At 65.3% G+C, this 25,016-nt stretch carries 27 protein-coding genes and 1 pseudogene; 11 read left to right on the top strand and 17 right to left on the bottom strand.

The annotated features are described in order from the left end of the window. Nucleotides 1–17: 17 nt before the first annotated feature. Nucleotides 18–773, top strand: a complete 756-nt coding sequence (locus ABGT73_RS12295; RefSeq protein ID WP_346669955.1) for a 5-oxoprolinase subunit PxpA — start codon at nt 18–20, stop codon at nt 771–773. Between the two features lie 186 nt (nt 774–959). Then, a complete protein-coding gene (tnpA, locus tag ABGT73_RS12290; protein ID WP_346669426.1) occupies nt 960–1,394 on the top strand; it encodes an IS200/IS605 family transposase in 435 nt (144 codons plus the stop codon). 357 nt (nt 1,395–1,751) lie between these two features. Here tnpA and ABGT73_RS12285 read toward each other — a convergent pair whose 3' ends face one another. The 3 genes from ABGT73_RS12285 to ABGT73_RS12275 form a co-directional block, all read right to left on the bottom strand. Beyond that, the gene (locus tag ABGT73_RS12285) at nt 1,752–2,132 is read right to left on the bottom strand and encodes an IS3 family transposase (protein ID WP_346670337.1); all 381 of its coding nucleotides are present in this window, start codon (nt 2,130–2,132) and stop codon (nt 1,752–1,754) included. 59 nt (nt 2,133–2,191) lie between these two features. Continuing rightward, nucleotides 2,192–2,506 (bottom strand): imidazolonepropionase, encoded by a 315-nt coding sequence (locus ABGT73_RS12280; protein WP_346669954.1) that lies wholly within the window; start codon nt 2,504–2,506, stop codon nt 2,192–2,194. Nucleotides 2,507–2,618: 112 nt separating this feature from the next. Then, nucleotides 2,619–3,644, bottom strand: coding sequence for a LacI family DNA-binding transcriptional regulator (locus ABGT73_RS12275; RefSeq protein ID WP_346669953.1), 1,026 nt, complete (start codon nt 3,642–3,644; stop codon nt 2,619–2,621). A 254-nt stretch (nt 3,645–3,898) separates the two neighbouring features. Between ABGT73_RS12275 and ABGT73_RS12270 the strand changes: the two are divergent. The 5 genes and pseudogenes from ABGT73_RS12270 to trxB all read left to right on the top strand — a co-directional run bounded on the left by ABGT73_RS12270 (nt 3,899) and on the right by trxB (nt 10,393). Further along, nucleotides 3,899–4,824 (top strand): annotated as a pseudogene (locus tag ABGT73_RS12270) (ABC transporter permease subunit). Nucleotides 4,825–4,840: 16 nt separating this feature from the next. Beyond that, a complete protein-coding gene (locus ABGT73_RS12265) occupies nt 4,841–5,731 on the top strand; it encodes a carbohydrate ABC transporter permease (protein WP_346669952.1) in 891 nt (296 codons plus the stop codon). A 223-nt stretch (nt 5,732–5,954) separates the two neighbouring features. Further along, nucleotides 5,955–7,562 (top strand): extracellular solute-binding protein, encoded by a 1,608-nt coding sequence (locus ABGT73_RS12260; protein WP_346669951.1) that lies wholly within the window; start codon nt 5,955–5,957, stop codon nt 7,560–7,562. Between the two features lie 66 nt (nt 7,563–7,628). Next, entirely contained in the window at nt 7,629–9,098 is a 1,470-nt protein-coding gene (locus ABGT73_RS12255) for a GH32 C-terminal domain-containing protein (RefSeq protein WP_346669950.1), read from the top strand. Between the two features lie 368 nt (nt 9,099–9,466). Further along, nucleotides 9,467–10,393 carry a thioredoxin-disulfide reductase gene (trxB, locus tag ABGT73_RS12250; protein WP_346669949.1) on the top strand — a complete coding sequence of 309 codons (927 nt, stop codon included), beginning with the start codon at nt 9,467–9,469 and terminating at the stop codon, nt 10,391–10,393. 37 nt (nt 10,394–10,430) lie between these two features. Here the strand turns inward: trxB and ABGT73_RS12245 are convergent, their stop codons facing one another. After that, nucleotides 10,431–10,646: a hypothetical protein gene (locus ABGT73_RS12245; protein WP_346669948.1), complete on the bottom strand. Its 216-nt coding sequence runs from the start codon at nt 10,644–10,646 to the stop codon at nt 10,431–10,433. A 119-nt stretch (nt 10,647–10,765) separates the two neighbouring features. On the opposite strand from ABGT73_RS12245, the gene ABGT73_RS12240 reads away from it, so the two are divergent. After that, nucleotides 10,766–11,095 (top strand): helix-turn-helix transcriptional regulator, encoded by a 330-nt coding sequence (locus ABGT73_RS12240; RefSeq protein ID WP_346669947.1) that lies wholly within the window; start codon nt 10,766–10,768, stop codon nt 11,093–11,095. Nucleotides 11,096–11,262: 167 nt separating this feature from the next. Continuing rightward, nucleotides 11,263–12,288 carry an MATE family efflux transporter gene (locus ABGT73_RS12235; protein WP_346669946.1) on the top strand — a complete coding sequence of 342 codons (1,026 nt, stop codon included), beginning with the start codon at nt 11,263–11,265 and terminating at the stop codon, nt 12,286–12,288. Between the two features lie 47 nt (nt 12,289–12,335). Here the strand turns inward: ABGT73_RS12235 and ABGT73_RS12230 are convergent, their stop codons facing one another. Genes ABGT73_RS12230 through ABGT73_RS12195 form a run of 8 tightly spaced genes read right to left on the bottom strand, consistent with a single transcriptional unit; the run spans nt 12,336 to nt 19,324 of the window. Continuing rightward, nucleotides 12,336–13,262, bottom strand: coding sequence for an XdhC family protein (locus tag ABGT73_RS12230; RefSeq protein ID WP_346669945.1), 927 nt, complete (start codon nt 13,260–13,262; stop codon nt 12,336–12,338). 18 nt (nt 13,263–13,280) lie between these two features. After that, nucleotides 13,281–14,321, bottom strand: coding sequence for an ATP-binding cassette domain-containing protein (locus ABGT73_RS12225; RefSeq protein ID WP_346669944.1), 1,041 nt, complete (start codon nt 14,319–14,321; stop codon nt 13,281–13,283). Further along, nucleotides 14,318–14,983: a molybdate ABC transporter permease subunit gene (modB, locus tag ABGT73_RS12220; protein ID WP_346669943.1), complete on the bottom strand. Its 666-nt coding sequence runs from the start codon at nt 14,981–14,983 to the stop codon at nt 14,318–14,320. The genes ABGT73_RS12225 and modB overlap by 4 nt, the downstream gene beginning before the upstream one ends. Nucleotides 14,984–14,995: 12 nt before the next feature. After that, on the bottom strand, nt 14,996–15,805 hold the full coding sequence (modA, locus tag ABGT73_RS12215; RefSeq protein WP_346669942.1) for a molybdate ABC transporter substrate-binding protein: 810 nt from the start codon (nt 15,803–15,805) through the stop codon (nt 14,996–14,998). Between the two features lie 25 nt (nt 15,806–15,830). Further along, nucleotides 15,831–16,802, bottom strand: a complete 972-nt coding sequence (locus ABGT73_RS12210; RefSeq protein WP_346669941.1) for a molybdopterin-binding protein — start codon at nt 16,800–16,802, stop codon at nt 15,831–15,833. Nucleotide 16,803: 1 nt separating this feature from the next. Further along, nucleotides 16,804–17,766, bottom strand: coding sequence for a GTP 3',8-cyclase MoaA (gene moaA, locus ABGT73_RS12205; RefSeq protein ID WP_346669940.1), 963 nt, complete (start codon nt 17,764–17,766; stop codon nt 16,804–16,806). Further along, on the bottom strand, nt 17,763–18,245 hold the full coding sequence (gene moaC, locus ABGT73_RS12200) for a cyclic pyranopterin monophosphate synthase MoaC (protein WP_346669939.1): 483 nt from the start codon (nt 18,243–18,245) through the stop codon (nt 17,763–17,765). The genes moaA and moaC overlap by 4 nt, the downstream gene beginning before the upstream one ends. A 50-nt stretch (nt 18,246–18,295) precedes the next feature. Next, nucleotides 18,296–19,324, bottom strand: a complete 1,029-nt coding sequence (locus tag ABGT73_RS12195) for a molybdopterin-binding protein (RefSeq protein WP_346669938.1) — start codon at nt 19,322–19,324, stop codon at nt 18,296–18,298. An 82-nt stretch (nt 19,325–19,406) separates the two neighbouring features. Between ABGT73_RS12195 and yqeB the strand changes: the two genes are divergently transcribed. Beyond that, nucleotides 19,407–20,258 (top strand): selenium-dependent molybdenum cofactor biosynthesis protein YqeB, encoded by an 852-nt coding sequence (gene yqeB / locus ABGT73_RS12190; RefSeq protein WP_346669937.1) that lies wholly within the window; start codon nt 19,407–19,409, stop codon nt 20,256–20,258. A 27-nt stretch (nt 20,259–20,285) separates the two neighbouring features. On the opposite strand, the gene yqeC is transcribed toward yqeB, so the two are convergent. The 4 genes from yqeC to yedE are packed head-to-tail and all read right to left on the bottom strand — an operon-like array spanning nt 20,286 to nt 22,520. Beyond that, entirely contained in the window at nt 20,286–20,978 is a 693-nt protein-coding gene (yqeC, locus tag ABGT73_RS12185) for a selenium cofactor biosynthesis protein YqeC (RefSeq protein ID WP_346669936.1), read from the bottom strand. Beyond that, a complete protein-coding gene (locus tag ABGT73_RS12180) occupies nt 20,975–21,223 on the bottom strand; it encodes a DUF3343 domain-containing protein (RefSeq protein WP_346669935.1) in 249 nt (82 codons plus the stop codon). The genes yqeC and ABGT73_RS12180 overlap by 4 nt, the downstream gene beginning before the upstream one ends. Further along, nucleotides 21,220–21,429: a sulfurtransferase TusA family protein gene (locus ABGT73_RS12175; protein WP_346669934.1), complete on the bottom strand. Its 210-nt coding sequence runs from the start codon at nt 21,427–21,429 to the stop codon at nt 21,220–21,222. The genes ABGT73_RS12180 and ABGT73_RS12175 overlap by 4 nt, the downstream gene beginning before the upstream one ends. After that, nucleotides 21,426–22,520 carry a YedE family putative selenium transporter gene (gene yedE / locus ABGT73_RS12170; RefSeq protein ID WP_346669933.1) on the bottom strand — a complete coding sequence of 365 codons (1,095 nt, stop codon included), beginning with the start codon at nt 22,518–22,520 and terminating at the stop codon, nt 21,426–21,428. Before yedE ends, ABGT73_RS12175 begins: the two co-directional genes overlap by 4 nt. Nucleotides 22,521–22,625: 105 nt before the next feature. On the opposite strand from yedE, the gene ABGT73_RS12165 reads away from it, so the two are divergent. Continuing rightward, complete coding sequence (locus ABGT73_RS12165) at nt 22,626–23,777, top strand: aminotransferase class V-fold PLP-dependent enzyme (RefSeq protein WP_346669932.1); 1,152 nt, start codon at nt 22,626–22,628, stop codon at nt 23,775–23,777. On the opposite strand, the gene selD is transcribed toward ABGT73_RS12165, so the two are convergent. Continuing rightward, the gene (selD, locus tag ABGT73_RS12160; RefSeq protein ID WP_346669931.1) at nt 23,764–24,921 is read right to left on the bottom strand and encodes a selenide, water dikinase SelD; all 1,158 of its coding nucleotides are present in this window, start codon (nt 24,919–24,921) and stop codon (nt 23,764–23,766) included. The genes ABGT73_RS12165 and selD overlap by 14 nt on opposite strands. Between the last annotated feature and the right edge of the window lie 95 nt (nt 24,922–25,016).

Genomic DNA, 25,016 nt, shown 5'->3' with positions numbered 1-25,016 from the left:
AAAGGAGGCCTTTTGCCATGCCCTTTCTGGATCTCAACTGTGACCTGGGGGAGAGCTTCGGCGCCTACACCATCGGCAGCGACGAAGCCATCATCCCCTATATTACCTCCGCCAACATCGCCTGCGGCTACCACGCCGGGGACCCCACCGTCATGCACCGCAGCGTGGCCCTCTGCCGGAAATACGGCGTTCAGGTGGGGGCCCACCCCGGCCTGCCCGACCTGATGGGCTTCGGCCGCCGCAAAATGCAGATCGCCCCGGCGGAGGCCGCCGACTGCGTGGCCTACCAGATCGGCGCCCTCCAGGCTTTCTGCCAGGCGGAGGGGGTGCCCCTCCACCACGTGAAGCCCCACGGTGCGCTGTACAACATGGCCGCCAAGGACCGCGCCCTGGCCGACGCCATCTGCCGGGCCGTACAAAAGGCGGCCCCCGGGGCCGTCCTGCTGGCCCTCTCGGGCAGCGAGATGGTGGCGGCGGCCAAAGCCATCGGCCTGCCGGTGGCCTGCGAGGTCTTCGCCGACCGGGGCTACCAGCCCGGCGGGACCCTCGTGCCCCGGGGCCAGCCCGGCGCCATGATCACCGACGAGGGCGAGGCCATCGCCCGGGTGGCCCGGATGGTCAAAGAGGGCAAGGTCACCGCCCGGGACGGCAGCGAGGTGAGCTTGCAGGCGGATTCCGTCTGTGTCCACGGGGACGGCCCCAAGGCCCTGGCCTTTGTGGAAAAGCTGCGGGCGGCCCTGCCCGCCGGCGGCATCACGCTGCAGGCTTTCTGAATGCTCAACAGCAAAAAAAGGCGTACACCTTTCGGGTGTACGCCTTTTTGTGTCTCGAAAACCACTCGCTAGGCGAGTGGTTCCAAAAAAGACTTATGTCGATCATGGTGAAATAAAAACTCCCTTTGCTATAATAGGAGTGCGGTCTGCCAACTGCACAAACAAGCAAAGGGAGGTCATTCAAAAATGAACGACGTAAACAGTTTATCGCATACAAGCTGGAATTGCAAATACCACATAGTCTTTGCGCCGAAATATCGGCGCAAAGTGTTCTACGGCCAGAAGCGCAGAGAAATCGGAGAGATTTTAAGAACACTGTGCAACTGGAAGAAGGTAAAAATCGTGGAAGCAGAAGTATGCCCGGACCATATCCACATGCTGGTCGAGATACCGCCGAAATATTCGGTTTCGAGCTTCATGGGGTATCTGAAGGGGAAAAGCAGCCTGATGCTGTACGAGAAATTCCCAGAACTGAAATTCAAGTATCGCAATAGGGAGTTCTGGTGCAGGGGATACTATGTGGATACAGCAGGAAAAAACGATAAAAAGATAGCAGAATACATCCGGCGCCAGTTAGAAGAAGACCAGGCAGGCGAACAGCTGACAATGGGAAACTTCTAAACAGCTCGTTTACGGGCGGCAAGTAGCAATCCTTCGCGGCTGGCAGGCCGTACCAACGCGACGTGACGCGTGCGCTAGTATTCCAGGGTTTCACCCGTCTGTGCAAAACCCCCGGCTCCGCCGGGGGATATTTATTATTCCGTGGCGGAAAAGGGACGGCGGTCCCTGCCGGAACCGCCCTGCCGGCTGCACATCCCGGCCGGGGCGCGGGAAAAACTCTTGCAAAAGGCACGGGGTTTGGCTTATGATAGAAAAAAATGTACGGTGGAACGAAACAACAAACAGGGAAGGAGAGTCTGCGGTGATACGGATCGCACTGGTGGAAGATGACCTTCAGTACCGCAACCAGCTCAGGGACTATATCGGGCAGTATGCCGCCGCCTCGGGACAGGAGATAGAGGTCACCCAGTTGTAGTTTGGCCTTTCGGCATGAAAATCCCGCTTCAGTAGATTTTCATATTTGTGCAGCTGCTCACCCATCCGCTGCCAACGTCTGCGGCGGCGAATCTCGGCCAGCAAGCCATATTTCTTCATGACACGCAGAATTGTCTTGGGGTTGTGGTAAATTCCTTTGCTGCCTTTCAGCCACTGCCACATCCGTCGGTAACCGTAAGTATGAAAGCATTTTGTCTGCTGCTGCCGGATCGTTTCGGCAAGAGCTGCATCCTTTTCAGCACGGCCCATCCGCTTTACAAAGCTGTAATAACCGCTCCTGGACACTGCAAAGAATCGGCACATGGCAAGCACAGGATATTTTTCCTTGTACCGGTAAATCACGGCATATTTTGCCTTTGCTTTCACTTCCTTCCTGTGGATCGCAGAAAATCCCGCAGCAATTCATTCTCCATGCGCAGACGCCGAATTTCGTAAGCCTGTTCTGTAATGATATCTTTGGGCTCAGCATCTTTCCGTTGTCGTCCCCTGGGCCGAATCGTAATCCCAGCTTCCCGCTTCCGCTGTTTGGCTCTCTCCCGTTTCACAAGGCTCTTTACGACATACTTATCCCGAAACCCAAAATGCTCCGCTACTTCTCTCTGCGTTTTTCCGGAGGCAATCATAGCTTCGATTTCCGGAAACAACTCCTCTACATGCGTGTAATTCCTTTTACTCATAGTAATACCCCCTGATGTAGTACTTTTATTTTCCTACATCAGGGGGCGTTTTGTCTATTGTCCGTTTTTACTGGTTCGGTTCAGAAAACCGGGGGCGGGTTTTGTTTTGTCTTCAGCGGGTGCTGGCGCGCCACACCGGGGTGGTCTGGACGTAGCAGCAGCGGTAGGGCAGGGAGGGCCGCTGGATGCGGTCCAGCAGGATGCCCGCCGCCATGAAGCCCATCTCGCCGCTGGCGATGCGCACGGTGGAGAGGGGCGGCTCGGTGACGGTGGCTTCCGGCGAATCGTCGAAGCCCACCACCATGATGTCCTCGGGAATGCGCAGATGCTGGTACTTCAGCGCCCGCATCAGATGGATGGCCAGATAGTCGTTGGCGCAGACAAAGGCGTCGGGCAGCCGGGGCATGGCCTGCAGCTGGTCCACCAGCCAGGCGGTCTCGCCGTAGGGGGCGCTGTTGGGCGCCACGATGCAGAGCTGGGGGTCCAGCGTCAGCCCCGCCCGGGCCACCGCCGTGCGGAAGCCGTTGAACCGCTCATAAAAACTGTTGCAGTGGGTGTGGTCCCCCACAAAGCCCAGCGCCCGGGCCCCCAGGTCGATGAGCCGGTTGGTCACCGCGATGGAACTGGTGGTGTTCTCCATGGAAATGAAATCCCCCGCCATGGCGGAGAAATCCGCCCGGGCGTAGGTGTCCGAGAAGATCACCGGCAGCCCCAGCCGCCCGATGAACTCGGTGTAGCGGCGGTCGAACATCTCGATGCAGAGGATGCCCGCCGTGTTCTCCAGCACAAAGTTGGCGGGCAGACGGCAGTCCCGGTGCTCGTCGGGCTGGATCTCGTAGACCATCAGGGTGTAGCCCGCCCGGCTCATCCGGTTGGTGAAGCCGGAAATGAAGTTGGCGCCGTAATGGTTGCGCCCCGGCATGCAGAGGGTGAGCAGGGCGATGCTCCGCCCCTGGGGCGCCGGCTGGCCCGCGGGCTCGGGCAGCTGGCGGTAGCCCATGGCGCTGGCTTTCTCCAGCACGGAGCGGCGGGTGGTCTCGGGCACGCTGCCCCGCCCGTTGAATACCTTGGATACTGTGTTGCGGGACAACCCGCAGGCATCGGCAATGTCCTGCATCGTCACCTTTTTGGCGGCCATGGCAAATCCTCCTGTACAGTTTCTCTCTACTGTTTATTATACCGCAAATCGTCAAAAGCACAAGAGTGTAAACTTTTGTAAATTCATTTTTTCACATTTGCACAACTCCGGCCGAGCCCCGTTGTGTAAGCCTACAAATCGCATTCCGACGGGCCGTTTTTCGTTGACACCGCCCCAAAATTGGCGTATAGTAAACGCACAAGGTTACAAAACGTAAATGTTTGGTGTGCAAATGTAAAATAAGAGATGAGATCATGGGCTTACCCAAATTTCCTGATGCCGAGACCCGCCACAAAAAGCTGGTCTACATCAAAAACAACTGGCAGCTCTACGTGTTCTTCGCACTGCCCGCGGTGCTGCTTACGCTGATCTTCAAATACGTGCCCATGGGCGGCCTGGCCATCGCCTTTGAGGATTACAACAACCGCCTGGGCATCTTCGGCAGCGACTGGATCTGGTTCGAGAACTTCCAGCGGTTCCTTTCCTCCACCGAGTTCCCCCGCCTGATGGTCAACACCCTCAAGCTCAGCGTCTACGGCCTGCTGTGGGGCTTCTTCCCGCCCATCATCCTGGCGATCCTGCTCTCCCGTGTGCGGCGGGTGGGCATCCGCAAGAAGATCCAGCTGCTGATCTACGCCCCCAACTTCATTTCGGTCATCGTCCTGGCCGGTATGATCATCGCCTTCCTGTCGCCGGTGGGCCCCATCAACGCGGCGCTGGGCACCCAGTCCAACCTGATGACCGACCCCGCGGCCTTCCGGCCCATCTACATCATCAGCGGCATCTGGCAGGGCGCCGGCTGGGCTTCCATCATCTACACGGCGGCGCTGTCCGGCGTCAGCGGTGACCTGGTGGACGCCTGCAACATCGACGGCGCGAGCCTGTTGCAGCAGATCTGGAACGTGGACATCCCCACCCTCAAACCCATCATGGTCATCCAGTTTATCCTGTCCGCCGGCCAGATCATGAACATCGGCTTCGAGAAAGCCCTGGCCCTGCAGACCGACCTGAACCGTGCGGCCTCCGAGATCATCCCCACCTACGTCTATCGCCTGGGCCTTGAGATCGGCGACTACGGTTACTCCACGGCGGTGGCCTGTTCAACGCCGTCATCAACGTGGTGCTGCTGCTGGCCGTGAACGCCATCGTCAGCAAGCTCAACGACGGCGAAGGCCTCTAAGAAAGGAGCGCAGCGCATGGAATCCAGACAGTTTTACACCCGCAAGGATAAGGTCGTCCTGTGGTGCGGTTACATTTTGCTGGCCCTCTTCTCGCTGGCGGTGCTCATTCCGCTGATCTACGTGGTGCTGGCCTCCTTCATCGACCCGGTGGTGCTCACCAACCAGGGCATCAGCTTCATGCCGGAGGACTGGACGCTGGAAGGTTACCGCCGCGTCTTCCAGGACGAGATGATCGGCCGGGGCTTCCTCAACTCCTTCCTCTACTCGGCAGTGTTCGCGGTGTTCTCCACCGTGATCTGCCTGCTGGCGGCCTACCCGCTGAGCCTGCCCCAGTTCGTGGGACGCAGCGCCATCAACACCTTCTTCCTCATTACGATGTTCTTCGGCGGCGGCCTGATGCCCACCTACCTGTTGGTATCCAACCTGAACCTCATCAACAGCCCGCTGGCGCTGATCCTGCCCGGCGCCGTCAACGTGTGGAACATCATCCTGGCCCGTACGTATTACAAGTCCATCCCGCTGGAACTCCACGAGGCCGCGGCCCTGGACGGCGCCTCGGAGCTGCAGTACTTCTTCCGCATCCTCATTCCGGTCTGCAAGCCCATCATCGCGGTGCTGGTGCTCTACCAGTTCGTGGGCATGTGGAACAGCTACTTCGACGCCATGATCTACCTGGAAGACCAGTCCCTGCAGCCGTTGCAGCTGGTCATCCGGTCCATCCTGGTGCAGAACACCCCGCGCCCCGGCATGGTGGCCGACGCCCAGAACGCCGCCATGATGGCCAAGATCGCCGAGCAGCTGAAGTACTCCACCATCGTGGTCTCCAGCGTGCCGCTGCTGGTCATGTACCCCTTCTTCCAGAAATACTTCGAGAAGGGCGTTATGCTGGGATCGGTGAAAGGCTAACATTTTCCCCGCCGCCTGCGGCGGATGCAGGGGAAAATGTTAGGCGCCGCGGTCGAAGAGTGCAAGCGCCGCCCCAAGGCGCGCCGCACGATTCGGGCACCGCAAGAGGCTTCAGCCGCCTCCTTCTTTCCCTAGTATGATCTTCCCGGCGCACACCCCGGGAACCGGTTCCGATTCGTACATCCCTCTACACTGCTATACGCAAAAGAAAAGGAGAAACAGTATGAAATCCATTTCCAAACGGGCGCTGGCCCTGGCCGGCGCCGCCGCCCTGGCGCTGGGCACCCTGTCCGGCTGCGGTTCGGGCAAGAACAGCGCCGCCGCGTCGGTGGATGCGGCTTCGGCCTCCTTCCCCCTGAGCGAGACCGTTACCTTTACCGCCCTGACCCATGAGCCCTCCTTCGCCGGGCAGGAGATCAACGACCGTCTGATCGCCCAGCGGCTGGAGGAAGCCACCAACGTCCACATCGACTGGACGGTCTACGTGGACGACCAGTTCGGCGAGAAAAAGCAGCTGGCCCTGGCCAAGAAGGAACTGCCTGACATGGTCTTTGACGCCCAGATGAGCCAGTACGACCTGCTGCGCTACGCCAAGGACGGCACCATCATCGCGGTGGACGACCTCATCGACCAGTACATGCCCAACCTGAAGAAGGTGCTGGACGAAAACCCCGAGTACCGCACCCTCATCACCGCCCCCGACGGCCACATCTACTCCTTCCCCTGGATCGAGGAGCTGGGCAGCGGCAAGGAATCCATCCAGTCCATCGGCGGCATCCCCTGGATCAACAAAGCCTGGCTGGATGAGCTGGGTCTGGATATGCCCACCACCCCCGACGAACTCACCGAGGTGCTGCGCGCCTTCAAGCAGGCCCATCCCGACAGCCTGCCCCTCTCCTTCGTCATGAACGGCGGCAATGAGGACGTGGGCGTGCTGCTCAGCGCCTTCGGCTACGGCGACAACGCCGACCACTACGTGGTCACCAACGATAAAAAGGTGGTCTACACCCTGGCGGACGAGGGCATCATCCCGGGTCTGGAATGGCTGCACACCCTCTACACCGAGGGCCTCATCGACCCCGAAGTCTTCACCCAGGACTACAACACCTACGTCTCCAAGGCGGCCAGCGACCGCTACGGCCTGTTCATGGCGTGGGACAACACCAGCGCCGGCACCCCCGACAACTACGTGGCCCTGCCCCCGCTGAAGAACGCCGACGGCGAGCAGGCAGTCACCCGCCAGAACGCCATGGGCTTTGAGATCGGCCGCTGCGTCATCACCGGCACCAACCCCAACCCGGCGCTCACCGCCAAGTGGATCGACCAGCTCTATGATCCGATCCAGTCGGTGCAGGACAACTGGGGCACCTACGGCGACACCACCCAGGACAACATCTTCGAGATGAAGGACGACGGCACACTGCAGCATCTGCCGGTGCCCGCGGGTGTGGTCCCCTACGAACTGCGCATGAAGACCAACCTGGGCGGCCCTCTGGCGGTGCTGGACAGCTACTACGGCCAGTACACCACCATGCCGGACGACGCCAAGCTGCGGCTGGATGTGATCCAGAGCGAGTTCGCCCCGGCCATGGAGAGCGACTACGACTACCCGCCCATCTTCTTTGACATCGACACCACCGACCGCATCACCCAGATCGAAACCGACCTGAAGCCCTATGCCGAGAGCCAGAAGGCGACCTGGATCATGAACGGCGGCGCCGAGAGCGAGTGGGATGCCTACATCGCCAAACTGAACGAGATGAACCTGCAGGAACTGCTGCAGCTCAAGCAGACCGGTCTGGACAACTACTTTGCCAGCATGAACGGTTAAACAAAAAATGGCGGACTGCCGTGCCTTTTGGCCCGACGGGCGCCTTTTGCTACGGAGAAATGAACGATGGAACACAACACCCTGTCCCGCGCCCGCACCTATGAGGCGCAGCACCGCACCCCCGCCGAATACCGCCCTCTTTTCCACGCTGCCCCGCCGGTGGGCTGGTGCAACGACCCCAACGGCTGGTCCTGCTTCGGCGGCCAGTATCATCTGTTTTACCAGTACTACCCCTACGATACCGTCTGGGGACCCATGCACTGGGGCCACACCGTGACCACCGACTTCCTGCACTGGCAGGACCGTCCCTGCGCCATGGCCCCCGACGCCCCCTTCGACGCCAACGGCTGCTTCTCGGGCGGGGCCATCGAATGGCAGGGCCGCCAGCTGCTGCTCTACACCGGCGTCATGCCGGAGGGCGGCAAAAAGGAGATCCAGCAGCAGTGTCTGGCCATCGGGGACGGGGTGGACTACCACAAGGCCGACGCCCCGGTGATCTCCTGCGACGAACAGCCCGCCGGTGCCTCCCGGAAGGATTTCCGGGACCCCTTCCTGTTCAAACAGGACGGCATGCTCTACATGCTGCTGGGCGGCCGGGGCTTCAACGGCCACGGGCGGCTGCTGCTCTACCGCAACGCCCGCCCCGACGACCCCAAGGCCAAGTGGGAGTTCGTCCAGGTGATGGCCGAGAATGACGGCAGCCTGGGCAGCATGTGGGAGTGCCCCGGCCTCTTCACGCTGGAGGGCAAAACGGTGCTGGTCATCTCTCCCCAGTTTGTCCACCAGGCCGCCGACGACCGCTACCACTGCGGCAACGACACGGCGGCGATCATCGGCCGGTGGGGCGGCCCCGGGCTGCCCTTCCAGCGCCAGGCCGACCAGCCGCTGGACAGCGGCCTGGACTTCTACGCGCCCCAGACCATGCAGACCCCCGACGGGCGGCGGGTGCTCATCGGCTGGATGCAGAACTGGGACCACTGCTACCCGCCGGAGGACGCCCCCTGGTACGGCCAGATGAGCCTGCCCCGGGAACTGTTCTGGCAGGGGGATACCCTCTGCCAGCGGCCGGTGCGGGAGCTGGACGCCGTGCGGCGGCTGCGCACCGAACACCGGGGCGTGGAGGTGGACGGCCAGCCGGTGGCGCTGGAGGGCGTGGCCGGCCGGGTGCTGGACTGCGAGCTGACGGTGGATGTGACCGAGGCCCGGCGGTTCGGCGTGCGGTTTGCCTGCGGCCAGGGCCGCTGGGCGGAACTGCGGCTGGACCTGGACGACGGGCTGCTGCGGCTGGACCGCCGCCATGCGGGGGGCTACCGGGACGCGCTGGAACTGCGGGAGACCCCGCTGCTGGCTCCGGTGGCCGACACGCTGCGGCTGCGGATGGTGCTGGACCGCTACTCGGCGGAGTTCTTCCTCCAGGACGGGCAGCAGGTGGCCAGCATGACGCTCTACAACGCGGCGCCGGAGGACGACGGCATCACCTTCTTTGCCCGGGGCAAGGCCCGGATGGACCTGCGCCTCTACGACCTGGCACTGTAACTGTATATAAGGAAAGGGCCGGACGGTTCACAAGACCGTCCGGCTTTTTCTGTGCCGTTTTACCCAAATTTCACGGGGGTTTTACCGCCCCGTGGTGGCAGCGCCCCTTCCCGGCGCGGTACAATGAAGAAAACAACGGGGAAAGGAGTGGTTCCGCCATGGCGATTCTGTCCACCATACTGGCCGCCGCCGTGCTGGCGGTCACGCTGGCGCTGGCTGTCACCACCCGGCCCCGCCGCTGAAGCCTGCGCTGCCGCCCCCGCGCCTTGTGGCGCGGGGGCTTTTTGTGACCTCATCACGGAAGTTTCCGCCCCGGCCGGGGTATACTGGGACCATAGCAAAGGAACACCCCGAAGGAGGACACAGCAATGACCCAGCGTCTGTATGATATGATCGTGGTGGGCGGCGGCCCGGCGGGCTACACGGCGGCACTCTACGCCGTGCGGGCCGGGCTGGACACCCTGGTACTGGAAAAACTGTCGGCAGGGGGCCAGATGGCCCTCACCGAGACCATAGACAACTATCCCGGCTACCCCGAGGGGGTGGAGGGCTTCACGCTGGCCCAGACCATGCAGGCCCAGGCGGAGCGGTTCGGCGCCAAAACGGTCTACGCCGAGGTGACAAAAATGGAGCTGGCGGGCAGCACCAAGACGCTGACCACCAGCGAGGGCGTTTTCACGGCCCGCACCGTGGTGCTGGCCATGGGCGCCAACCCCCGGACGCTGGGCCTGCCCGAGGAGGCAGAGCTCATCGGGCGGGGCGTGGCCTACTGCGCGGCCTGCGACGGCATGTTCTATAAAGGCAAGACGGTGGTCGTGGTGGGCGGCGGCAACACGGCGGCGGCCGACGCGCTGCTGCTCAGCCGCATCGCCGAAAAGGTGCATCTTGTCCACCGACGGGACACCCTGCGGGCGACGAAAATCTACCACGAGCCGCTGGAAAAGGCGGAGAACGTGCAGTTCCACTGGAACAGCACGGTGACGGCCATCCGCCACGGTGACACCGTCACCGGCGTGCAGCTGCGGGATACCGCCACCGGGGCGGTGACCGAACTGCCCTGCGACGCCGTCTTTGTGAGCATCGGGCGGCAGCCCGCCACCGAGCTGGTGCAGGGTCAGCTGGCCCTCGACCCCGGGGGCTATATCCTGGCCGACGAGACCACCCGCACCAGCCTGCCCGGCGTCTTCGCCGCGGGGGACCTGCGCACCAAACCCATGCGCCAGGTGGTCACGGCGGTGGCGGACGGCGCGGTGGCCGTCCAGATGGCCGAGGAATACCTGGCGGGACAGCAGTAAAAAGAGAACCGGACCCGAGAGGGTCCGGTTCGTTGCGTTATGGCGTTATGGGAGTGCAGGCACCGCCGTGCGTCCCTGTTCCCCTCTTTGAGTTGAGAAGGTCTTCCTCGGTGCAGTAAAAGGCCGTCCACTGTCCCTGGTAGGTGTCGCAGGGCATGCCGGGGGTGGAGGTATGGGGCAGCGTGCCCGCCAGCAGCGCCCGGGCGTCCACCAGAATATAGAGATCTTCCTGGTATTTGCGGATCTGCAGCATAAGGCAAAACCTCCTTTTCCCCGATTATACCCTTTTGGGGCGGCGTGTACAAGTCCGCACTTGTGCGCCGCCCCCGCCGCTGGTATAATAAGGAAACGATCACACAAGGAGGCAGCACTATGGACTGGACATCCATCGGGCGCAACATCCGCCGCTACCGGCTGGAGCGGGACCTGCGGCAGGAGGACCTGGCCGCGGCGGCAGGGGTCAGCGCCAACTATATGGGCATGGTGGAGCGGGGGGAGAAGACCCCCTCGCTGGAAACGCTGGTGGCCATCCTCAACGCCCTGGAAATCTCCGCCGACATGGTCCTCACCGACGTGGTGGACAGCGGCTACACCGTCAAGCAGTCGCTGCTGGCCGAGCGGGTGGGGCGTCTGCCCGCGGCGGAGCGGGAGCGCATCTACGCGGTGGTGGAGGTGCTGGTGGAGCAGGCCGGCAAGGCTTGACTTCCCGGCCGGCCGCCAGTATACTAAAATGGTAAACCGACAATGCAGCCGGCGGCAACAGGCCGCCGGCTGCTGCTGCGCCGGCTGTCCTGTATAAAAGGATGGCTCCGGCGCTTTTTTGACGCCCGCGGGGCGGATACCACAGAGGAAGGGATGCAACACACACCATGGACAAAAACGAACTGTTTGCCACCATGCCGGTGCCCCAGGCGCTGCGCAGGATGATCGTTCCCGCCGCGGTCAGCCAGATCATCGTGCTGGGGGCGGTGCCCACGGTTCTCTCCAACGTCATGTCCAGCCTGGTGCGCAGCATCGGCCATTCCCGGGAGGCGGGCTTCGGCGTCACGCTGGGCGCCGTGCTCAACATCGTGCTGGACCCGGTGTTCATGTACTGGATCCTGCCCGATGGCCAGCAGGTGCTGGGCGTAGGGCTGGCCACGCTGGTGTCCAACTGCGTCTCCTTCCTCTACTTCCTGGGCATATTGTGGGAGATCCGCAGCCGCAACCTGCTCACGGCGGACCCCCGGGCGGGCCTGCCCCGGCGCAAGACCCTGGTGGCTGTGCTGGGGGTGGGCATCCCCTCCGCCACCACCAGCCTGCTGTTTGACCTCGATTACATGGTGGTGGACAAACTTATGGTGGCCTACAGCGATGCGGCCCTCGCCGCCATCGGCATCGCGCTCAAGGTGGAGCGTCTGCCCCTCAACATCGGCATCGGCATCTGCCAGGGCATGGTGCCGCTGGTGGCCTACAACTGCGCCTCGGGGGACCACCGCCGGATGAACGGCTTCATCCGCCTCTCCCTGGCCACCGGCCTGGTGGTGGCCGCTGTCAGCATCGCGCTGTACGAGCTGTTCACCCCCTGGATCGTCCGGGCCTTCATCGCCGACCCCGAGACGGTGGCCCTGGCCTCCACCTTCCTGCGCATCCGCATCCTGGCCACGCCGCTGATGTTCTTAAGCTTCTTCACGGTCTACCTGTTCCAGGGCTTCGGCATCGGCCGGGTGGCCATGGTGCTGGCCATCCTGCGGTGGGCGGTCTTCAACATCCCCATGCTGGTGCTGCTCAACGCCCTGGTGGGCATGTACGGCATCCTGTGGATCCCCGCCATCGGCGACGGCATCACGGTGCTGCTCTCGCTGGCCGCCTACCTGCGCTGGCGCCCCCGGGCCAGGACAGAAAAACCCCAATAACACCAAAGCGCCCCGACCAAAAGCCGGAGCGCTTTTTGTTTGCAGTTTTAGAGGGCACCCCGCCGCCAGCCGATGAGCTGGGCGCAGACCGAGACGGCGATCTCGGCGGGGGTCACCGCCCCGATGGCAAGGCCGATGGGGGTGACGAGGCGCCCGGGGGCGTCGGCATACCCTTCGGCGGCCAGCTCCGCAAAAAGCTTCTCCCGCTTGCGGCGGCTGCCCATCAGGCCGATGTACCCGGCACCGGTGCCCAGCGCCCACCGCACGGCGGCGCCGTCCCCGGCGTGGCCCCGGGTCATGATGCAGACGGCGTCCCCGGCCCCCGGCGCCATTTCCCCGGGAAACGCCGCGGCCAGGGCGTCAAACCCGGTGCAGACCACCCCTTCGGCGGCGGGAAAACAGGCCGGGTCGGCGTAGTCCGGCCGGTCGTCCGCCACCAGGTAGCGGTAGTTCAGCTGTTCCAGCAGCCGTGCCACCTCCCGGGCCACATGGCCCCCGCCGATCACAAAGACCCGGCCGGGGTCCAGCAGCGGCAGTTCCAGCTGCCCGGATTGGCTGCCCGCACCGGGAGCCGCCAGATAAGGCGCCCCGCCGTCCAGCGGCAGGCAGAAAAGCCCGTCGCCATGCTGCCGCAGCCTTTCCAGCGTCGCCTGCAAAGGCCGGGGGTCGGCGAGGGGGGTAAACAACAGGTCGGTGCTGCCGCCGCAGACCATCCCCACGCCCTGGGGGGCATTCTCGTTAAGCGTTAGATGCCGCAGCCCCGGCAGCGCCTCGCCCCGTATCACTTTCTGGACACAGTCATATTCCAGCGCACCGCCGCCGATGGTGCCCGCCAGCCGTCCAGCCGGACCCACCGCCATCATGGCGCCGGGCCGCTGGGGGGCGGAGCCCTGCACCGCCGCCACCGTGACGAGCCAGACCCGCTGGCCCGCCGTCACGGCCTGCACCGCCGCTTCCCAGAATGTCACCGTCATCGTTGTCCTCCTTCAGGGTCATTCCAACAGCAAAACCGCCCGTGGGTCGATGCCCAGGGATTCGGGCAGCGCCGCGGGCACCCGGTCCCGGGGCAGCCGCCACCACAGGGGCTCGGCGGCGGGGTCCTGCCCCGCAAAACGGAAGAGATAGCACTGCTCAAAGGGCTCCTCCATCGCCCCGGCCCACACCACCGGCCAGCGGTTTTCCCCACAGCCGGGGGCAAAATCGTGGGCCCGCAGCCCCACGGCGGCCAGGGTGTCCGGCACAGGTCGGGCGGTGCGCAGCGTGATGCCCCAGGCGGGCACCGCCACCGTTCGGTCGTCGATTTTCCGGGCGTCGGCCACATTCTTGCAGCCGGTAAGCCGCGCCGCCGCCGCGCTGCCCGGGTCGGCAAAGACGGCCTTGGTGGCGCCGGTGTGCAGCACCCGCCCGCCGTCCAGGATGCAGAGGGTCTCGCACAGGCGGTAGGCTTCGTCCCGGCTGTGGGTCACCAGAACGGTCTGCCGCCCTACGGTGCGCAGCAGTTCCCGCAGCCGGGGCTGGAGTTTGTCCCGCAGAGGGGCGTCCAGGGCGGAGAAGGGCTCGTCCAGCAACAGCAGCCGGGGGTCGGCGGCCAGCATCCGGGCCAGGGCCACCCGCTGGGCCTGCCCGCCGGAAAGCTGGGCCGGGCGGCGGTGTTCGAGGCCCCCCAGCTGGAAAAGGTCCACCGTTTCCCGGACAATACGGTTCTGTTCGCCGCGGCCGCCGCGATTCCTGGCGCCGCAGCGGATGTTTTCCGCCACCGTCATGGTGGGGAAGAGGGCGTAGTGCTGGAAGAGCAGCCCCACCCGGCGCTGCCGGGGCGGCAGGTCGATACCCTTTTCCGAATCGAAGAGGACTTCGTCGTCCAGCACGATGCGGCCCCGGTCGGGGCGCTCCACGCCGGCGATGCAGCGCAGCGTCAGGCTTTTGCCGCATCCCGAAGCCCCCAGCAGCCCGGTGAGGGCGGCGTCCGAGTCAAACTGCACCTGCAGCCGGAAGCGGCCCAGCGTCTTTTGGATGTCCACGCAAAGGCTCACAGGCGGCCTCCTTTCGCCGGGCGTTCCAGCAGGTTGACGGTGAGCAGCACCGCCGCCGAGATGGCAAGGTTCACCCCCACCCAGAACAGCGCCCCCGCGTCGTCGCCGGTGCGCCACAGCTGGTAGACGGTGGTGGAGATGGTGGCGGTGCGCCCCGGCGTGTAGCCGATGAGCATGCTGGTGGCGCCGTACTCGCCCAGCGCCCGGGCAAAGGCCAGCACCACCCCGGCCAGAATCCCCTGGCGGCAGGCGGGCATCCGCACCCGCCAGAAGAGAAAGGTCCCCGAAAGGCCCAGCGTCTGCCCGGCCTGGTCGAGGGTCTCGTCAAAGGCCTCGAAGGCGCCCCGGGCCGTGCGGTACATGAGCGGAAAGGCCACCACCGCGGCGGCCAGCACGCCGCCGTACCAGGTCATGACGAAGGGGAGGCCCCACCGGGCCAGCAGCGCGCCCACCGGACGCCGGTTGCCGAAGACCAGCAGCAGCAGATACCCCACCACGGTGGGAGGCAGCACCATGGGCAGGGTGAGCAGGGCGTCCAGCACGCCCTTGGCCAGCCGGGGCAGACGGGCGGCGTAGTAGGCCGCGGCGATGCCCCCGAAAAAGACCAGTACACAGCTCAGCGCCGCGATGCGCAGGGAATTGAAAAGGGGAAACCAGTCCATGGGAAAGCCTCCTCAGGGGGCGGAAAAGCCCACCGAAGCGAAAATCTTCATCGCCTCGGGGGTGGAGAGGTAATCAAGAAATGCCGCGGCCTCGGCGGGATGGGCGGAACCGTAGAGCACCGCCCCGGGGTAGAGCACCTGACCGCAGAGTTCGGCGGTGGCGGTGTCCACCACGGTGAGCCCGGCACTATAAGCGTCGGTGGCGTAGACGATGCCGCAGTCCACGCTGCCCTGGGCCACCTGGGCGGTGACCTCCTTCACGTTGGTGCCGTAGGTCAGAACCCCTGCCGATGCCAGGGCCCCCTCGTCCAGGCCGTAGTGGGCAAAAATCTTCTGGGTGTACTGGCCCACCGGCACGTCGCTGTTGCCCATGGCCAGCAGAATGTCCCCGGCGGCCAGCCGCCCGGCCAGGTCGTCAAAGCCCTGGATGGACGCGGGATTGCCCTCCGGTACACAGAGGGTCACCCGGTTTTCCAGAAGGTCCAGTCGGGTGGCGGTGTCCACCAGCCCCAGCTCTTCCAGCTGGTCCAGCTGTTTTTCCGCCGCCGAGAGAAAAACGTCGCAGGCGGCGCCCTCCTCCACCTGGGTCTTCAGCGTGCCGGAGGAATCAAAGTTGAAGGTCAGCGTCACGCCGGGATGGGCGGCCTCGTAGGTGTCGGCGATCTCGGTGAGGGTCTCGGTCAGCGACGCCGCCGCAAAGACCACCAGCTCCACCGGCTGCCCGGCGGTTTCCGCCGTGGAGGCCGAGGCGGCCGGGGTGCCGCACCCGGCCAGGGAAAGGGCAAACAGTGCGGCCAGTGCCGCGGCCAGAAGTTTTTTCATGGGGCAATCTCCTTTTATAAAGCCGTCAGGCACCAACCTGCGGGGCTGTTCCCCCTTTTGAGGAAACCGCACAGTCCGTCACGGCGCCCCGCAAAAGGGTCAGGGCGTGGGGCATCTGGTCGAGAAAAACATCCATGCTCTCGTTGCAGGCCTTGGGGCTGCCCGGCAGGTTGATGATCAGCGTCCTGCCCCGGATCACCGAGACCCCCCGCCCCAGCATGGCCCGGGGAGTGATGCGCAGACTGGCCGCCCGGATGGCCTCGGCGATGCCGGGGGCCTGACGCTCCGCCACCGCCAGGGTGGCCTCGGGGGTCACGTCCCGGGGGGAAAACCCGGTGCCGCCGGTGGTCAGGATCAGGTCGGGCTGCCGCTGGTCGCACAGGCGGCGCAGCTCTTTTTCCAGAGCCGGGCGGCCGTCGGGCAGCAGCAGCGTTTCGATGACCTCATAGCCGTTCTGTTTCAGGCGCTCCACAATGGCGGGGCCGCTCTTGTCCTGCCGTTCCCCCGCCGCGCACCGGTCGGAGAGGGTGATCACCGCCGCCTGGAAGGGCAGCGGTGCGGTGCGGGCTTCCACCGTCATGGTATCGCCCACCGCCACCGGGCCGCTCTTCAGTACCTTGGCAAAGACGCCCTCCCGGGGCATGATGCAGTCCCCCACACGGTGAAAAATGGCGCAGTGGCTGTGGCACTCCTTGCCGATCTGGGTGATCTCCAGCAGGGCCTGGCCGCACCGCAGCCGGGTGCCCACCGGCATGGCGCGGAAATCCAGCCCCTCCACCACGAGGTTCTCCCCGAAGGCTCCGGGCTGCACGTTGGCGCCTTTCGCATTGAAGGCCGCGATCTTGTCGGCGCTGAGCAGGCTCACCTGCCGGTGCCAGTGCCCCGCGTGGGCATCCCCCGCAAGGCCCCAGTCGGCCTGCAGTTCGCCCCGGCCCACATTCACTTTCTCGGTGCCCCGGGCCTTGCTCAGGCAGACCGCCCGTACGATTCCTTCCATCTTATCCTCCGATCGTATTCATCGTCTGTTGGCTGCCGTGCCGGGCCCCGAAACAGTGGGCCTCCGGCTTTTCGGCAATGGCCTGCCGGATGGCTTTTTGCAGCGCTTCCGGCCCGGCGCCGCTGCGCAGAATGCCCCGCAGGTCGATGCCGTCGTCATAACAAAGGCAGGGCCGCAGGGTCCCGGTGCAGGTCAGCCGCAGCCGGTCGCAAGACGCGCAGAAGCGGTGGGTCACCGCGTCGATAAAGCCGATGCGCCCCGCAAGACCCGCCGCTTTATAATAGTGGGCGGGGCCGTTGCCCCGGTGCTCGCCGCAGGGGGCAAGGTCGGGCCAGCGGCCGCGCAGCACCGCCAGCACCCGGTCGGCCGTGAGATTCGGGTCGGCCTCCCCCTTGCCGATGGGCATCTCCTCAATGAATCGCACGTCCACGCCGGGATCGGCGGCAAGGTTCGCCAGGGCCAGCCACTGGTCGGCGGTCTCGGGCAGCAGCACGGCGTTCACTTTTACCGGCAGCCGTCCGGCCGCCTGCCGTACCGCCGCCACCACGGCGGCCACCGGGTAGTCCCGGCGGGTCAGGGCGTGGTACTGGCCGTCGTCCAGCGTGTCCAGGCTCACGTTCACGGCGTCCAGCCCGGCGGCCAGCAGCGCCTCCAGCTGGCCCCCCAGCAACAGGCCGTTGGTGGTCAGCGTCACCTGGCGGGTGCCGGGCAGATTTTTGAGCGCCGCCACCAGGGCGGGCACATCCCGCCGCACCAGCGGTTCGCCCCCCGTGAGCTTGAAGGTGTCAATGTCCAGGCTCAGCGCGGCTTTGGCAATTTCCACGATCTCCTCGTAGCGCAGAATCTCCTCGTGGCGGCGCAGCGGCACCCCCTCGGCGGGCATGCAGTAGCGGCAGCGCAGGTTGCACCGGTCGGTGAGGGAAATGCGCAGATAGCGGATGACGCGCCCGTAGTGGTCAGTCATGGACGGGCCTCCGCCTGGTAGTGGCCGCTCTTGCCGCCGGATTTTTCGAGGAGGCGGATGCCGTCAATCCGCATGGCCCGGTCCAGCGCCTTGGCCATATCGTAGACGGTGAGCAGCGCCGTGGACACCCCGGTGAGGGCTTCCATCTCCACGCCGGTGGGGCCCACGCACTGGACGGTGCACTCCGCCCGGATGGCGTGCCGGTCCTCGAGAAGCTCAAAGGTCACGGCGCTTTTCGTCAGGTTGAGCCGGTGGCAGAGGGGGATCAGGTCCGCCGTGTGCTTGGTGGCCATGATGCCCGCCACCTGGGCCACCCCCAGCACGTCGCCCTTTTTGGCGTGCCCGGCGGCAATGACGGCAAAACAGTGGGGGGACATGGTGATGAACCCCTCCGCCACGGCGGTGCGCCGGGTGGCGGGCTTTTCGCCTACGTCCACCATGACGGCGTTGCCGGCCGGGTCAATGTGTGTCAGTTCCATAGTTTCTCCTTTATATAACGCCCTGCGGGACTGTTCCCCCTTTTGAGCGTTTACGCCAGCCCTTTTCCAAAGCCACAATTCGGAAAGTGGCATTCCGGGCAGTTCAGGCAGAGCCCGCCCACGCCCAGCCCGGCCAGCCAGTCGGCCGTCACCGGCACATCGGCCAACAGCCGGGGCAGTACCAAATCAAAAATCGTCCGCTTGGCGTACATCACGCAACCGGGCAGGCCGCACACCGGCCGCCCGTCGGCAAGATACCCCAGCATGAACATGGCTCCCGGCAACACCGGCGCGCCGTAGCCCACGATGCGGGCGCCGCTGTTCCGAATCGCCAGCGGCGTGCGGTCGTCGGGGTCGACGCTCATGCCGCCGGTGCAGAGAATCATTTCCACGCCGTCCTCCGCCATTTGGCGGATGGCCGCCGTGATGGCGGCGCTGTCGTCCCCCGGGGTGACGTGGGCCGCCATGGTGCAGCCGTACGCCGCCAGCTTTTCTTCCAGCACCGGCGTGAAGGCGTCCTGGATCAGCCCCTTCTGCACTTCGCTGCCCGTGGTCACCACGCCAAAAGTCCTCGCCCGGAAGGGCCGCAGCTGCAAAAGGGGCTCCGGCCCGGCCACCTGGCGGGCCTGCTCCATAGCGGTCTTTTCAATGACCAGCGGAATGATGCGGGTGCCGCAGAGCTTGCCGCCCTTTTTCACGGCAAACCCCGAGGACCGGGTGGCGATCATCATGCGGCCCAGAGCGTTGACGGCCCGGATGCGCTTTGCATCCGCTAAAAACAGCCCGTCGCAGTCGGCGGAAAGCTCGATCTTGCCTTCTTTCGGCTCCGAGGCGGTCATGTGTTCGTTCCGGCAGAGGTCCCGCAGGATCTCGGCGGCCTCGTTCTCGTGGAGCATGGATTCGTCCTTCTCCCAGACGTAGAGGTGCTCCTTGCCGCAGCGCAGCAGCACGGGGATATCCTCGGGGGTCACGATGTGGCCCTTGCGGAAGATCGGGCCTTTGGAGACGCCGGGAATGATCTGGGTGATGTCGTGGCAGAGTACCTGGCCCACGGCATCCCGGGTATCGATGAGTTTCATACGGAGTACCTCCCGAACGGCGCCGTTGCACAAAGGGGGCGCCGGTGTTACAATGGTGTAAAGCAAAAAAGGGGGAGAGCAGATGCAAACCAACAAGGCAGACCGGCCCTGGATTGTCGTCCGGGGGGCCGGGGACCTGGCCACCGGCACGATCTTGCGGCTGCACCGGTGCGGCTTCAAGGTGCTGGCGCTGGAATGTGCCGACCCGTCGGCCATCCGGCGCAAAGCGGCCTTCTGTGAGGCGGTCTGGCAGGGCAGCACCACCGTGGAGGGGGCCGTCTGCCGCCGCATTGAACGGGCGGAAGAAGCCGCCGCCGTCTCCGCCGCGGGGGAGATCCCTTTGCTGGTGGACGAGACCTGTGCCGCCGCAAAGCTCCTGCACCCGGCGGCGGTGGTGGATGCCATCCTGGCCAAGCGGAATCTCGGCACCCACCGGGGCATGGCACCCATCACGGTGGGCCTCGGCCCCGGGTTTACGGCGGGGCAGGACGTGGACGCCGTGGTGGAGACCATGCGGGGCCACAAGCTGGGCCGGGTGATCCTGGAGGGCACAGCCATTCCCAACACCGGCGTGCCGGGCAACATCGGCGGGTACACGGCGGAGCGTGTCATCCACGCCCCGGCTGCGGGACCCATGGAGTTTGTCCCCGACGAAACCGGCACCCTCATTGACATCGGCGCCGTGGTCCGCAAGGGCCAGTGCATCGGCCGGGTGGGCGGCGTGGAAGTCCTGGCCACGTTGGACGGCGTGCTGCGGGGCATCATCCGGCAAGGCTATCCCGTCACCAAGGGGCTGAAAATCGCCGACATCGACCCGCGCCTCGAACAGGTGCACAACTGCGACACGGTGTCCGACAAGGCCCGGGCCATCGCCGGGGGCGTGGTGGAAGCGCTGCTCTTCCTCGCCGAGGAGTGTGGCATCCCGCTGCTCTAGCAAGTGTAGCACATTTCCCGGGCAAAGTCACCCGCCCAGCACCCAGGGGGCCAAAAAAGCGTCCTCTTTTTGCAGCGCCCCCACCCAGCAGTCAAAGCCCTGCCGGGTAAGCGCCGCGGCGGCCTGCCGTCCGGCAGCCAATAACTTTTCGTCATCCGCCTGGTTGAACAGCAGGCGGATGTTTTTTTGCGGCAAGGGACACCGGGCGGCGGCTTCCTCGGCACAAAAACACAATTCCTCCACCCCCACGGGGGTGCGGGGCGCCGCGGCCCAGGCGGAGTGCAAAGCGTACCGGTGAACCACCTCCTCCACAGGGCGGCCCAGTGCCGAGAGCCCCACCACAATGAGGGCGTGGGTGGTTCCGGCGGGCAGCACCGGTTCGTCGGGGCGGTGGAGTTTCAGGGGCAGCCGGTGGGCGCCATCCGCCTCGCAGACAATATAGTCCGCCGCCCGGCAGCCTGCGGCGAAAACTTCGGGGGGCAGGGCGGTCCATTTTTCCCCGGCGGGCACCCCGGCGCAGACGACACCGGGCGCTGCCAGCGCCGCCGCCAACCGGGCCGCCGTGGGGGCGGCCAGCCGCAGCCGGCAGTCCTCGGGGGCGGCAGGGTAGATGTGGGTGGTGGTGGTCCACAGCACCGAAAAACCGCAAAGGCGGTGCGCCAGGCTGCGCACCGCCGTGGTTTTGCCGCCGGCGCCCAGCACCGCAATGCAGCCTTTCATGCGGGGTCCTCCGCGGTCAGAAGGCAGGTGTACTGCCCCGCCTGCAAAGCGTAGAGTGCCTCCCAGTTCCGGTCGAGACATTCCCGGCAGTCGCTGTCGGCGGTGTACCGCACACAGGTGCCGCAGCTGGAACTCAGCGCCCGGGGCACCGGCATCATCCGGGCCTGCACGCCCCGTTCCTCCAGCGCCTCGGCGGTGAGCAGGGCGCTCAGGTGGGTGTGGAAGGTGGCAATGTAGTCCCTCATTGTTTCGTCAGGGTCAGCCGGTATTCCTCGTCGGCGGCGGGGGATACCTCCACCGCGTAGCCGCTGTTGTGGGCAAACCGGGTGACGTTTTCCACCGAACAGGGGTTATCCAGCAGCACTTCCAGCGTGGAAGGTGCGTCCTTCTGTACAGCCTTCTGCACCATGACCACCGGCATGGGGCAGGACAGTCCCCTAGCATCGATCATACGTTCTTCTTCTCCTTTTTATAGAGGTTGGCGACGGAAATCACCGCCAGCAGGATCAGGCATACCACGACACCCACCCGGCCGGGCAGCGCCACGCCGCCCGCCGTAAAGGTGCCGTCCGTCATGGCGTCGGCGTTGCCGGCCATGCCGAAGTTGTGGGCCAGGGCGGCGCCCACGATCATGCCCAGCACGGTCACGGCGCTGTCGCCGTTGCCCTCACCGGCCAGGATCAGCTGGCGCAGGGGGCAGCCGCCCAGCAGGATGGACCCCCAGCCTGCCGCCGCCATGCCGAGGAAGCTCCACAGATAATCGTGGTGGGCCACCGGCTGCACGGCCAGGGTGGGCTGGAACCGGCCCAGGATCAGGTTGCCCACCAGCACCACCACGAAGATGGCGCCGAAGCCGCTGAGCAGGTTGAAGTCACGGAACATCACGGCATCCCGGATGCCGCCCGCCATGCACAGGCGGCTCTTCTGGGCCAGGGCGCCCACGGCCAGCCCTGCAATGAGGGCGACGATCCAGGGGGCGTGGCTGGCGCCGGGGCCCTCGGTGGAGAAGAGCAGCACCGACGGCACCGCCAGCAGCAACACCAGCAGGGCGATCATGAAGCCGGGCAGCACAAAGCCGTCGGCGGTTTTCACCTTGTAGGCCCGGCCCAGGGAAAAGCCCTTGCGCAGGCAGCCAACACCCACCAGGATGCCGCAGACAAAGCCGGCCAGGCCGGCCAGCGCCGTGCCGTCACCGCCGCCCAGGCGCAGCACCATCCGCAGGGGGCAGCCCAGAAAGGCCAGCGCCCCCACCATGACGATGCCGCCCAGGATAAACCGCAGCGCCGGCGCCGAGCCCGCCCGGGCTTTGAACTCCTTGCCCGCCAGCGCCATAATCGTGGCGCCCAGCACAAGACCGATGATCTCGGGGCGGACGTACTGGACCTTGGCCGCATGATGCAGGCCCAGGGAGCCCGAGATATCCCGCAAAAAGCAGGCGATGCAGAAGCCCATGTTGCCGGGGTTGCCTAAGGAAACCAGCACCAGGGCCGCCAGGCCCACCACGATGCCGGTGACGGGCACCAGAATGTTGATCTTTTTCAAAAACGATTCCTCCTTGTTCTGACTGCTTTTGACTGCGGCGTTGCGCGCCGCGCCCTGGCTGTGCTACACTGTAGCCAGGATTTTTATGAAGAAAGGGGCTTTGTCATGCCCGCTGTCTACCTGGATCAGGCCGCCACATCCTTCCCCAAGCCGCCCTGTGTGGCGGATGCCATGGCGGCGTATATCACGCAGGTGGGCGCCAACGTGAACCGTGGCGTCTACGGCACCGCCCAGCAGGCGGAACGCACCGTGCTGCGGCTGCGCCAGCGGCTCTGCGCGCTGTTTGATTTCGCCGACCCCACCCATGTGGTGCTCACCCCCGGCAACACCTGGGGGCTGAACCTGGTGCTGGGCGGGGCGCTGCACCCCGGGGACCACTGCATCGTGTCGGCCATGGAGCACAACGCCGTCATGCGGCCGCTCCACCGGCTGGCGGGGCAGGGGGTGACCTTCGATCGCATCCCCTGCGACGAAGAAGGCTTTCTCGACCTCTCCGCCCTGGAAAGGATGTTCCGTCCCAACACAAAACTGGTGGTGCTGGCCCATGCCTCCAACGTGTCGGGCACGGTGCAGGACGCCGCCGCGGTGGGAAAAATCTGCGCCGCCCACGGCGTGCCCTTCTGCCTCGACGCCGCCCAGACGGCGGGCCATCTGCCCCTTTCCTTTAAAGAGCTGGGCCTGGCAGCCTTGAGCGTGCCCGCCCACAAGGGGCTCATGGGGCCCCAGGGGCTGGGGGCGCTGCTGCTGGCGCCGGACTTTGCCAGAGCCCTGGACCCCTACGTGACAGGGGGCACCGGCAGCGCTTCGGACAGCGAGGAGCAGCCCGGCTATATGCCGGACAAATTCGAGCCGGGCACCCAGAACCTGCCCGGCATCTACGGCTGGGAGGCGGCGCTGGCATATCTTGCTGAAATCGGGGTGGAAACAGTCCGCGCCCACGATGTGGCCATCAGCCGCCGGTTCCTGGATGGACTCTCCACCATCCCCGGCGTGGCGCTGAAAGGCCCCAAAGACCCGGCGCGCCGGGTGGGGGTGTTCAGCCTGGATTTTGCGGGGCGGGACAACGCCGAGGTGGCCTACCAACTGGAAGCGGACTACGGCATCCTGACCCGGTGCGGGTTGCACTGCGCCCCCGCTGCCCACAAAACATTGGGCACCTTTCCCCGGGGCACCGTGCGGTTCTCCACCGGCTGGTTCACCAGCGAAGCCGATATCGACGCCGCCCTTGCCGCCATCCGGGCCGTTACCGCAGAATGATCCGCTTGCCGCCCTCCGTCTCGGGCCGCACCACGCCCACCCGCTGGGCGCTGGGCACCGCCCCCTGCAAATCGCGGTAAAGGGCGTCGGCGTCCCCGGGTGCCACGGCCATCAGCAGGCCGCCCGCCGTCTCGGGCCGCACCACGCCCACCCGCTGGGCGCTGGGCACCGCCCCCTGCAAATCGCGGTAAAGGGCGTCGGCGTCCCCGGGGGCCACGGCCATCAGCAGGCCGCCCGCCGTCTGGGGGTCGTAGAGAACATCCTGTACTTCCAGCGGAACCTCGCCGGGGTCCACCGCAGCCTCGGCATAGTGCCGGTTGCGGTACATCCCCTCGGGCAGCAGGCCCATCTTGGCAAATTCCAGCGCCGCGGGCAGAATGTCCACCGCACTGGTGTCGATCTCCAGCTGCACGCCGCTGCCCTGGGCCATCTCGTAGGCGTGGCCCAGAAAGCCGAAGCCCGTCACGTCGGTGCAGGCGTGGACTTCATAGCGCACCATGCAGTCCCGGGCCGCCTTGTTTAAGGTGGTCATCAGGGTGTAGGCGGTCTTCATCACCTCCGGCGGGCAGAGGTCGGCTTTCGCCGCCGTGGTCAGCACCCCGATGCCCAGGGGCTTTGTGAAGAGCAGCACATCCCCGGGGCGGGCGCCGGCGTTGGTCAGCACCCGGTCGGGGTGGACAAAACCCGTCACGGCCAGGCCGTATTTCGGCTCCTCGTCCAGGATGCTGTGCCCGCCCGTGATGATGGCCCCCGCCTCGTAGACCTTGTCGTAGCCGCCCCGCAGCAGGTCGTGGACGGCCTCTTTCGGCATGGATTCGGGAATGCACAAAAGATTCAGCGCCAGTTTCGGCTCGCCCCCCATGGCGTAAACGTCCGAGAGGGCGTTGGTGGCGGCGATCTGGCCGAAGAGATAGGGGTCGTCGGCGATGGGCGGGAAAAAGTCCACCGTCTGCACCAGGGCCAGCTCGTCGGAAACTTTGTACACCGAGGCGTCGTCGGAGGTATCGAACCCCACCAGCAGGTTGGGGTCGTGGCGGGTGCGGATATCCCCCAGCAGCTGGGCCAGCACGCCGGCGCCCACCTTGGCGCCGCAGCCGGCGCAGTGGGCGAGCTTGGTCAGTTTGATGTTGGGTTCCTGTGACATGGCGACCCCTCCCGAAAAAGCGTTATTCCAGCAAAAGAATAACACTCCCGCCCCCAAAGGTCAAGTCGGGTTTGCGGGGCGGGGGCGGTCATGTT

The organism is uncultured Subdoligranulum sp., assembly GCF_963931595.1.
Lineage (GTDB): Bacteria > Bacillota > Clostridia > Oscillospirales > Ruminococcaceae > Gemmiger.
The sequence above is the reverse complement of the archived record's forward strand: the minus strand, read 5'-3'. Positions and strand labels throughout refer to the sequence as shown.

Bases quoted from the DNA above. Each gene is read 5' to 3' on its own strand.
- ABGT73_RS12295 (WP_346669955.1), top strand. From the start codon at position 18: ATGCCCTTTCTGGATCTCAACTGTGACCTGGGGGAGAGCTTCGGCGCC.
- tnpA (WP_346669426.1), top strand. From the start codon at position 960: ATGAACGACGTAAACAGTTTATCGCATACAAGCTGGAATTGCAAATAC.
- ABGT73_RS12285 (WP_346670337.1), bottom strand. From the start codon at position 2,132: ATGTGCCGATTCTTTGCAGTGTCCAGGAGCGGTTATTACAGCTTTGTA.
- ABGT73_RS12280 (WP_346669954.1), bottom strand. From the start codon at position 2,506: ATGAGTAAAAGGAATTACACGCATGTAGAGGAGTTGTTTCCGGAAATC.
- ABGT73_RS12275 (WP_346669953.1), bottom strand. From the start codon at position 3,644: ATGGCCGCCAAAAAGGTGACGATGCAGGACATTGCCGATGCCTGCGGG.
- ABGT73_RS12265 (WP_346669952.1), top strand. From the start codon at position 4,841: ATGGAATCCAGACAGTTTTACACCCGCAAGGATAAGGTCGTCCTGTGG.
- ABGT73_RS12260 (WP_346669951.1), top strand. From the start codon at position 5,955: ATGAAATCCATTTCCAAACGGGCGCTGGCCCTGGCCGGCGCCGCCGCC.
- ABGT73_RS12255 (WP_346669950.1), top strand. From the start codon at position 7,629: ATGGAACACAACACCCTGTCCCGCGCCCGCACCTATGAGGCGCAGCAC.
- trxB (WP_346669949.1), top strand. From the start codon at position 9,467: ATGACCCAGCGTCTGTATGATATGATCGTGGTGGGCGGCGGCCCGGCG.
- ABGT73_RS12245 (WP_346669948.1), bottom strand. From the start codon at position 10,646: ATGCTGCAGATCCGCAAATACCAGGAAGATCTCTATATTCTGGTGGAC.
- ABGT73_RS12240 (WP_346669947.1), top strand. From the start codon at position 10,766: ATGGACTGGACATCCATCGGGCGCAACATCCGCCGCTACCGGCTGGAG.
- ABGT73_RS12235 (WP_346669946.1), top strand. From the start codon at position 11,263: ATGGACAAAAACGAACTGTTTGCCACCATGCCGGTGCCCCAGGCGCTG.
- ABGT73_RS12230 (WP_346669945.1), bottom strand. From the start codon at position 13,262: ATGACGGTGACATTCTGGGAAGCGGCGGTGCAGGCCGTGACGGCGGGC.
- modB (WP_346669943.1), bottom strand. From the start codon at position 14,983: ATGGACTGGTTTCCCCTTTTCAATTCCCTGCGCATCGCGGCGCTGAGC.
- modA (WP_346669942.1), bottom strand. From the start codon at position 15,805: ATGAAAAAACTTCTGGCCGCGGCACTGGCCGCACTGTTTGCCCTTTCC.
- ABGT73_RS12210 (WP_346669941.1), bottom strand. From the start codon at position 16,802: ATGGAAGGAATCGTACGGGCGGTCTGCCTGAGCAAGGCCCGGGGCACC.
- moaA (WP_346669940.1), bottom strand. From the start codon at position 17,766: ATGACTGACCACTACGGGCGCGTCATCCGCTATCTGCGCATTTCCCTC.
- moaC (WP_346669939.1), bottom strand. From the start codon at position 18,245: ATGGAACTGACACACATTGACCCGGCCGGCAACGCCGTCATGGTGGAC.
- ABGT73_RS12195 (WP_346669938.1), bottom strand. From the start codon at position 19,324: ATGAAACTCATCGATACCCGGGATGCCGTGGGCCAGGTACTCTGCCAC.
- yqeB (WP_346669937.1), top strand. From the start codon at position 19,407: ATGCAAACCAACAAGGCAGACCGGCCCTGGATTGTCGTCCGGGGGGCC.
- yqeC (WP_346669936.1), bottom strand. From the start codon at position 20,978: ATGAAAGGCTGCATTGCGGTGCTGGGCGCCGGCGGCAAAACCACGGCG.
- ABGT73_RS12180 (WP_346669935.1), bottom strand. From the start codon at position 21,223: ATGAGGGACTACATTGCCACCTTCCACACCCACCTGAGCGCCCTGCTC.
- ABGT73_RS12175 (WP_346669934.1), bottom strand. From the start codon at position 21,429: ATGATCGATGCTAGGGGACTGTCCTGCCCCATGCCGGTGGTCATGGTG.
- ABGT73_RS12165 (WP_346669932.1), top strand. From the start codon at position 22,626: ATGCCCGCTGTCTACCTGGATCAGGCCGCCACATCCTTCCCCAAGCCG.
- selD (WP_346669931.1), bottom strand. From the start codon at position 24,921: ATGTCACAGGAACCCAACATCAAACTGACCAAGCTCGCCCACTGCGCC.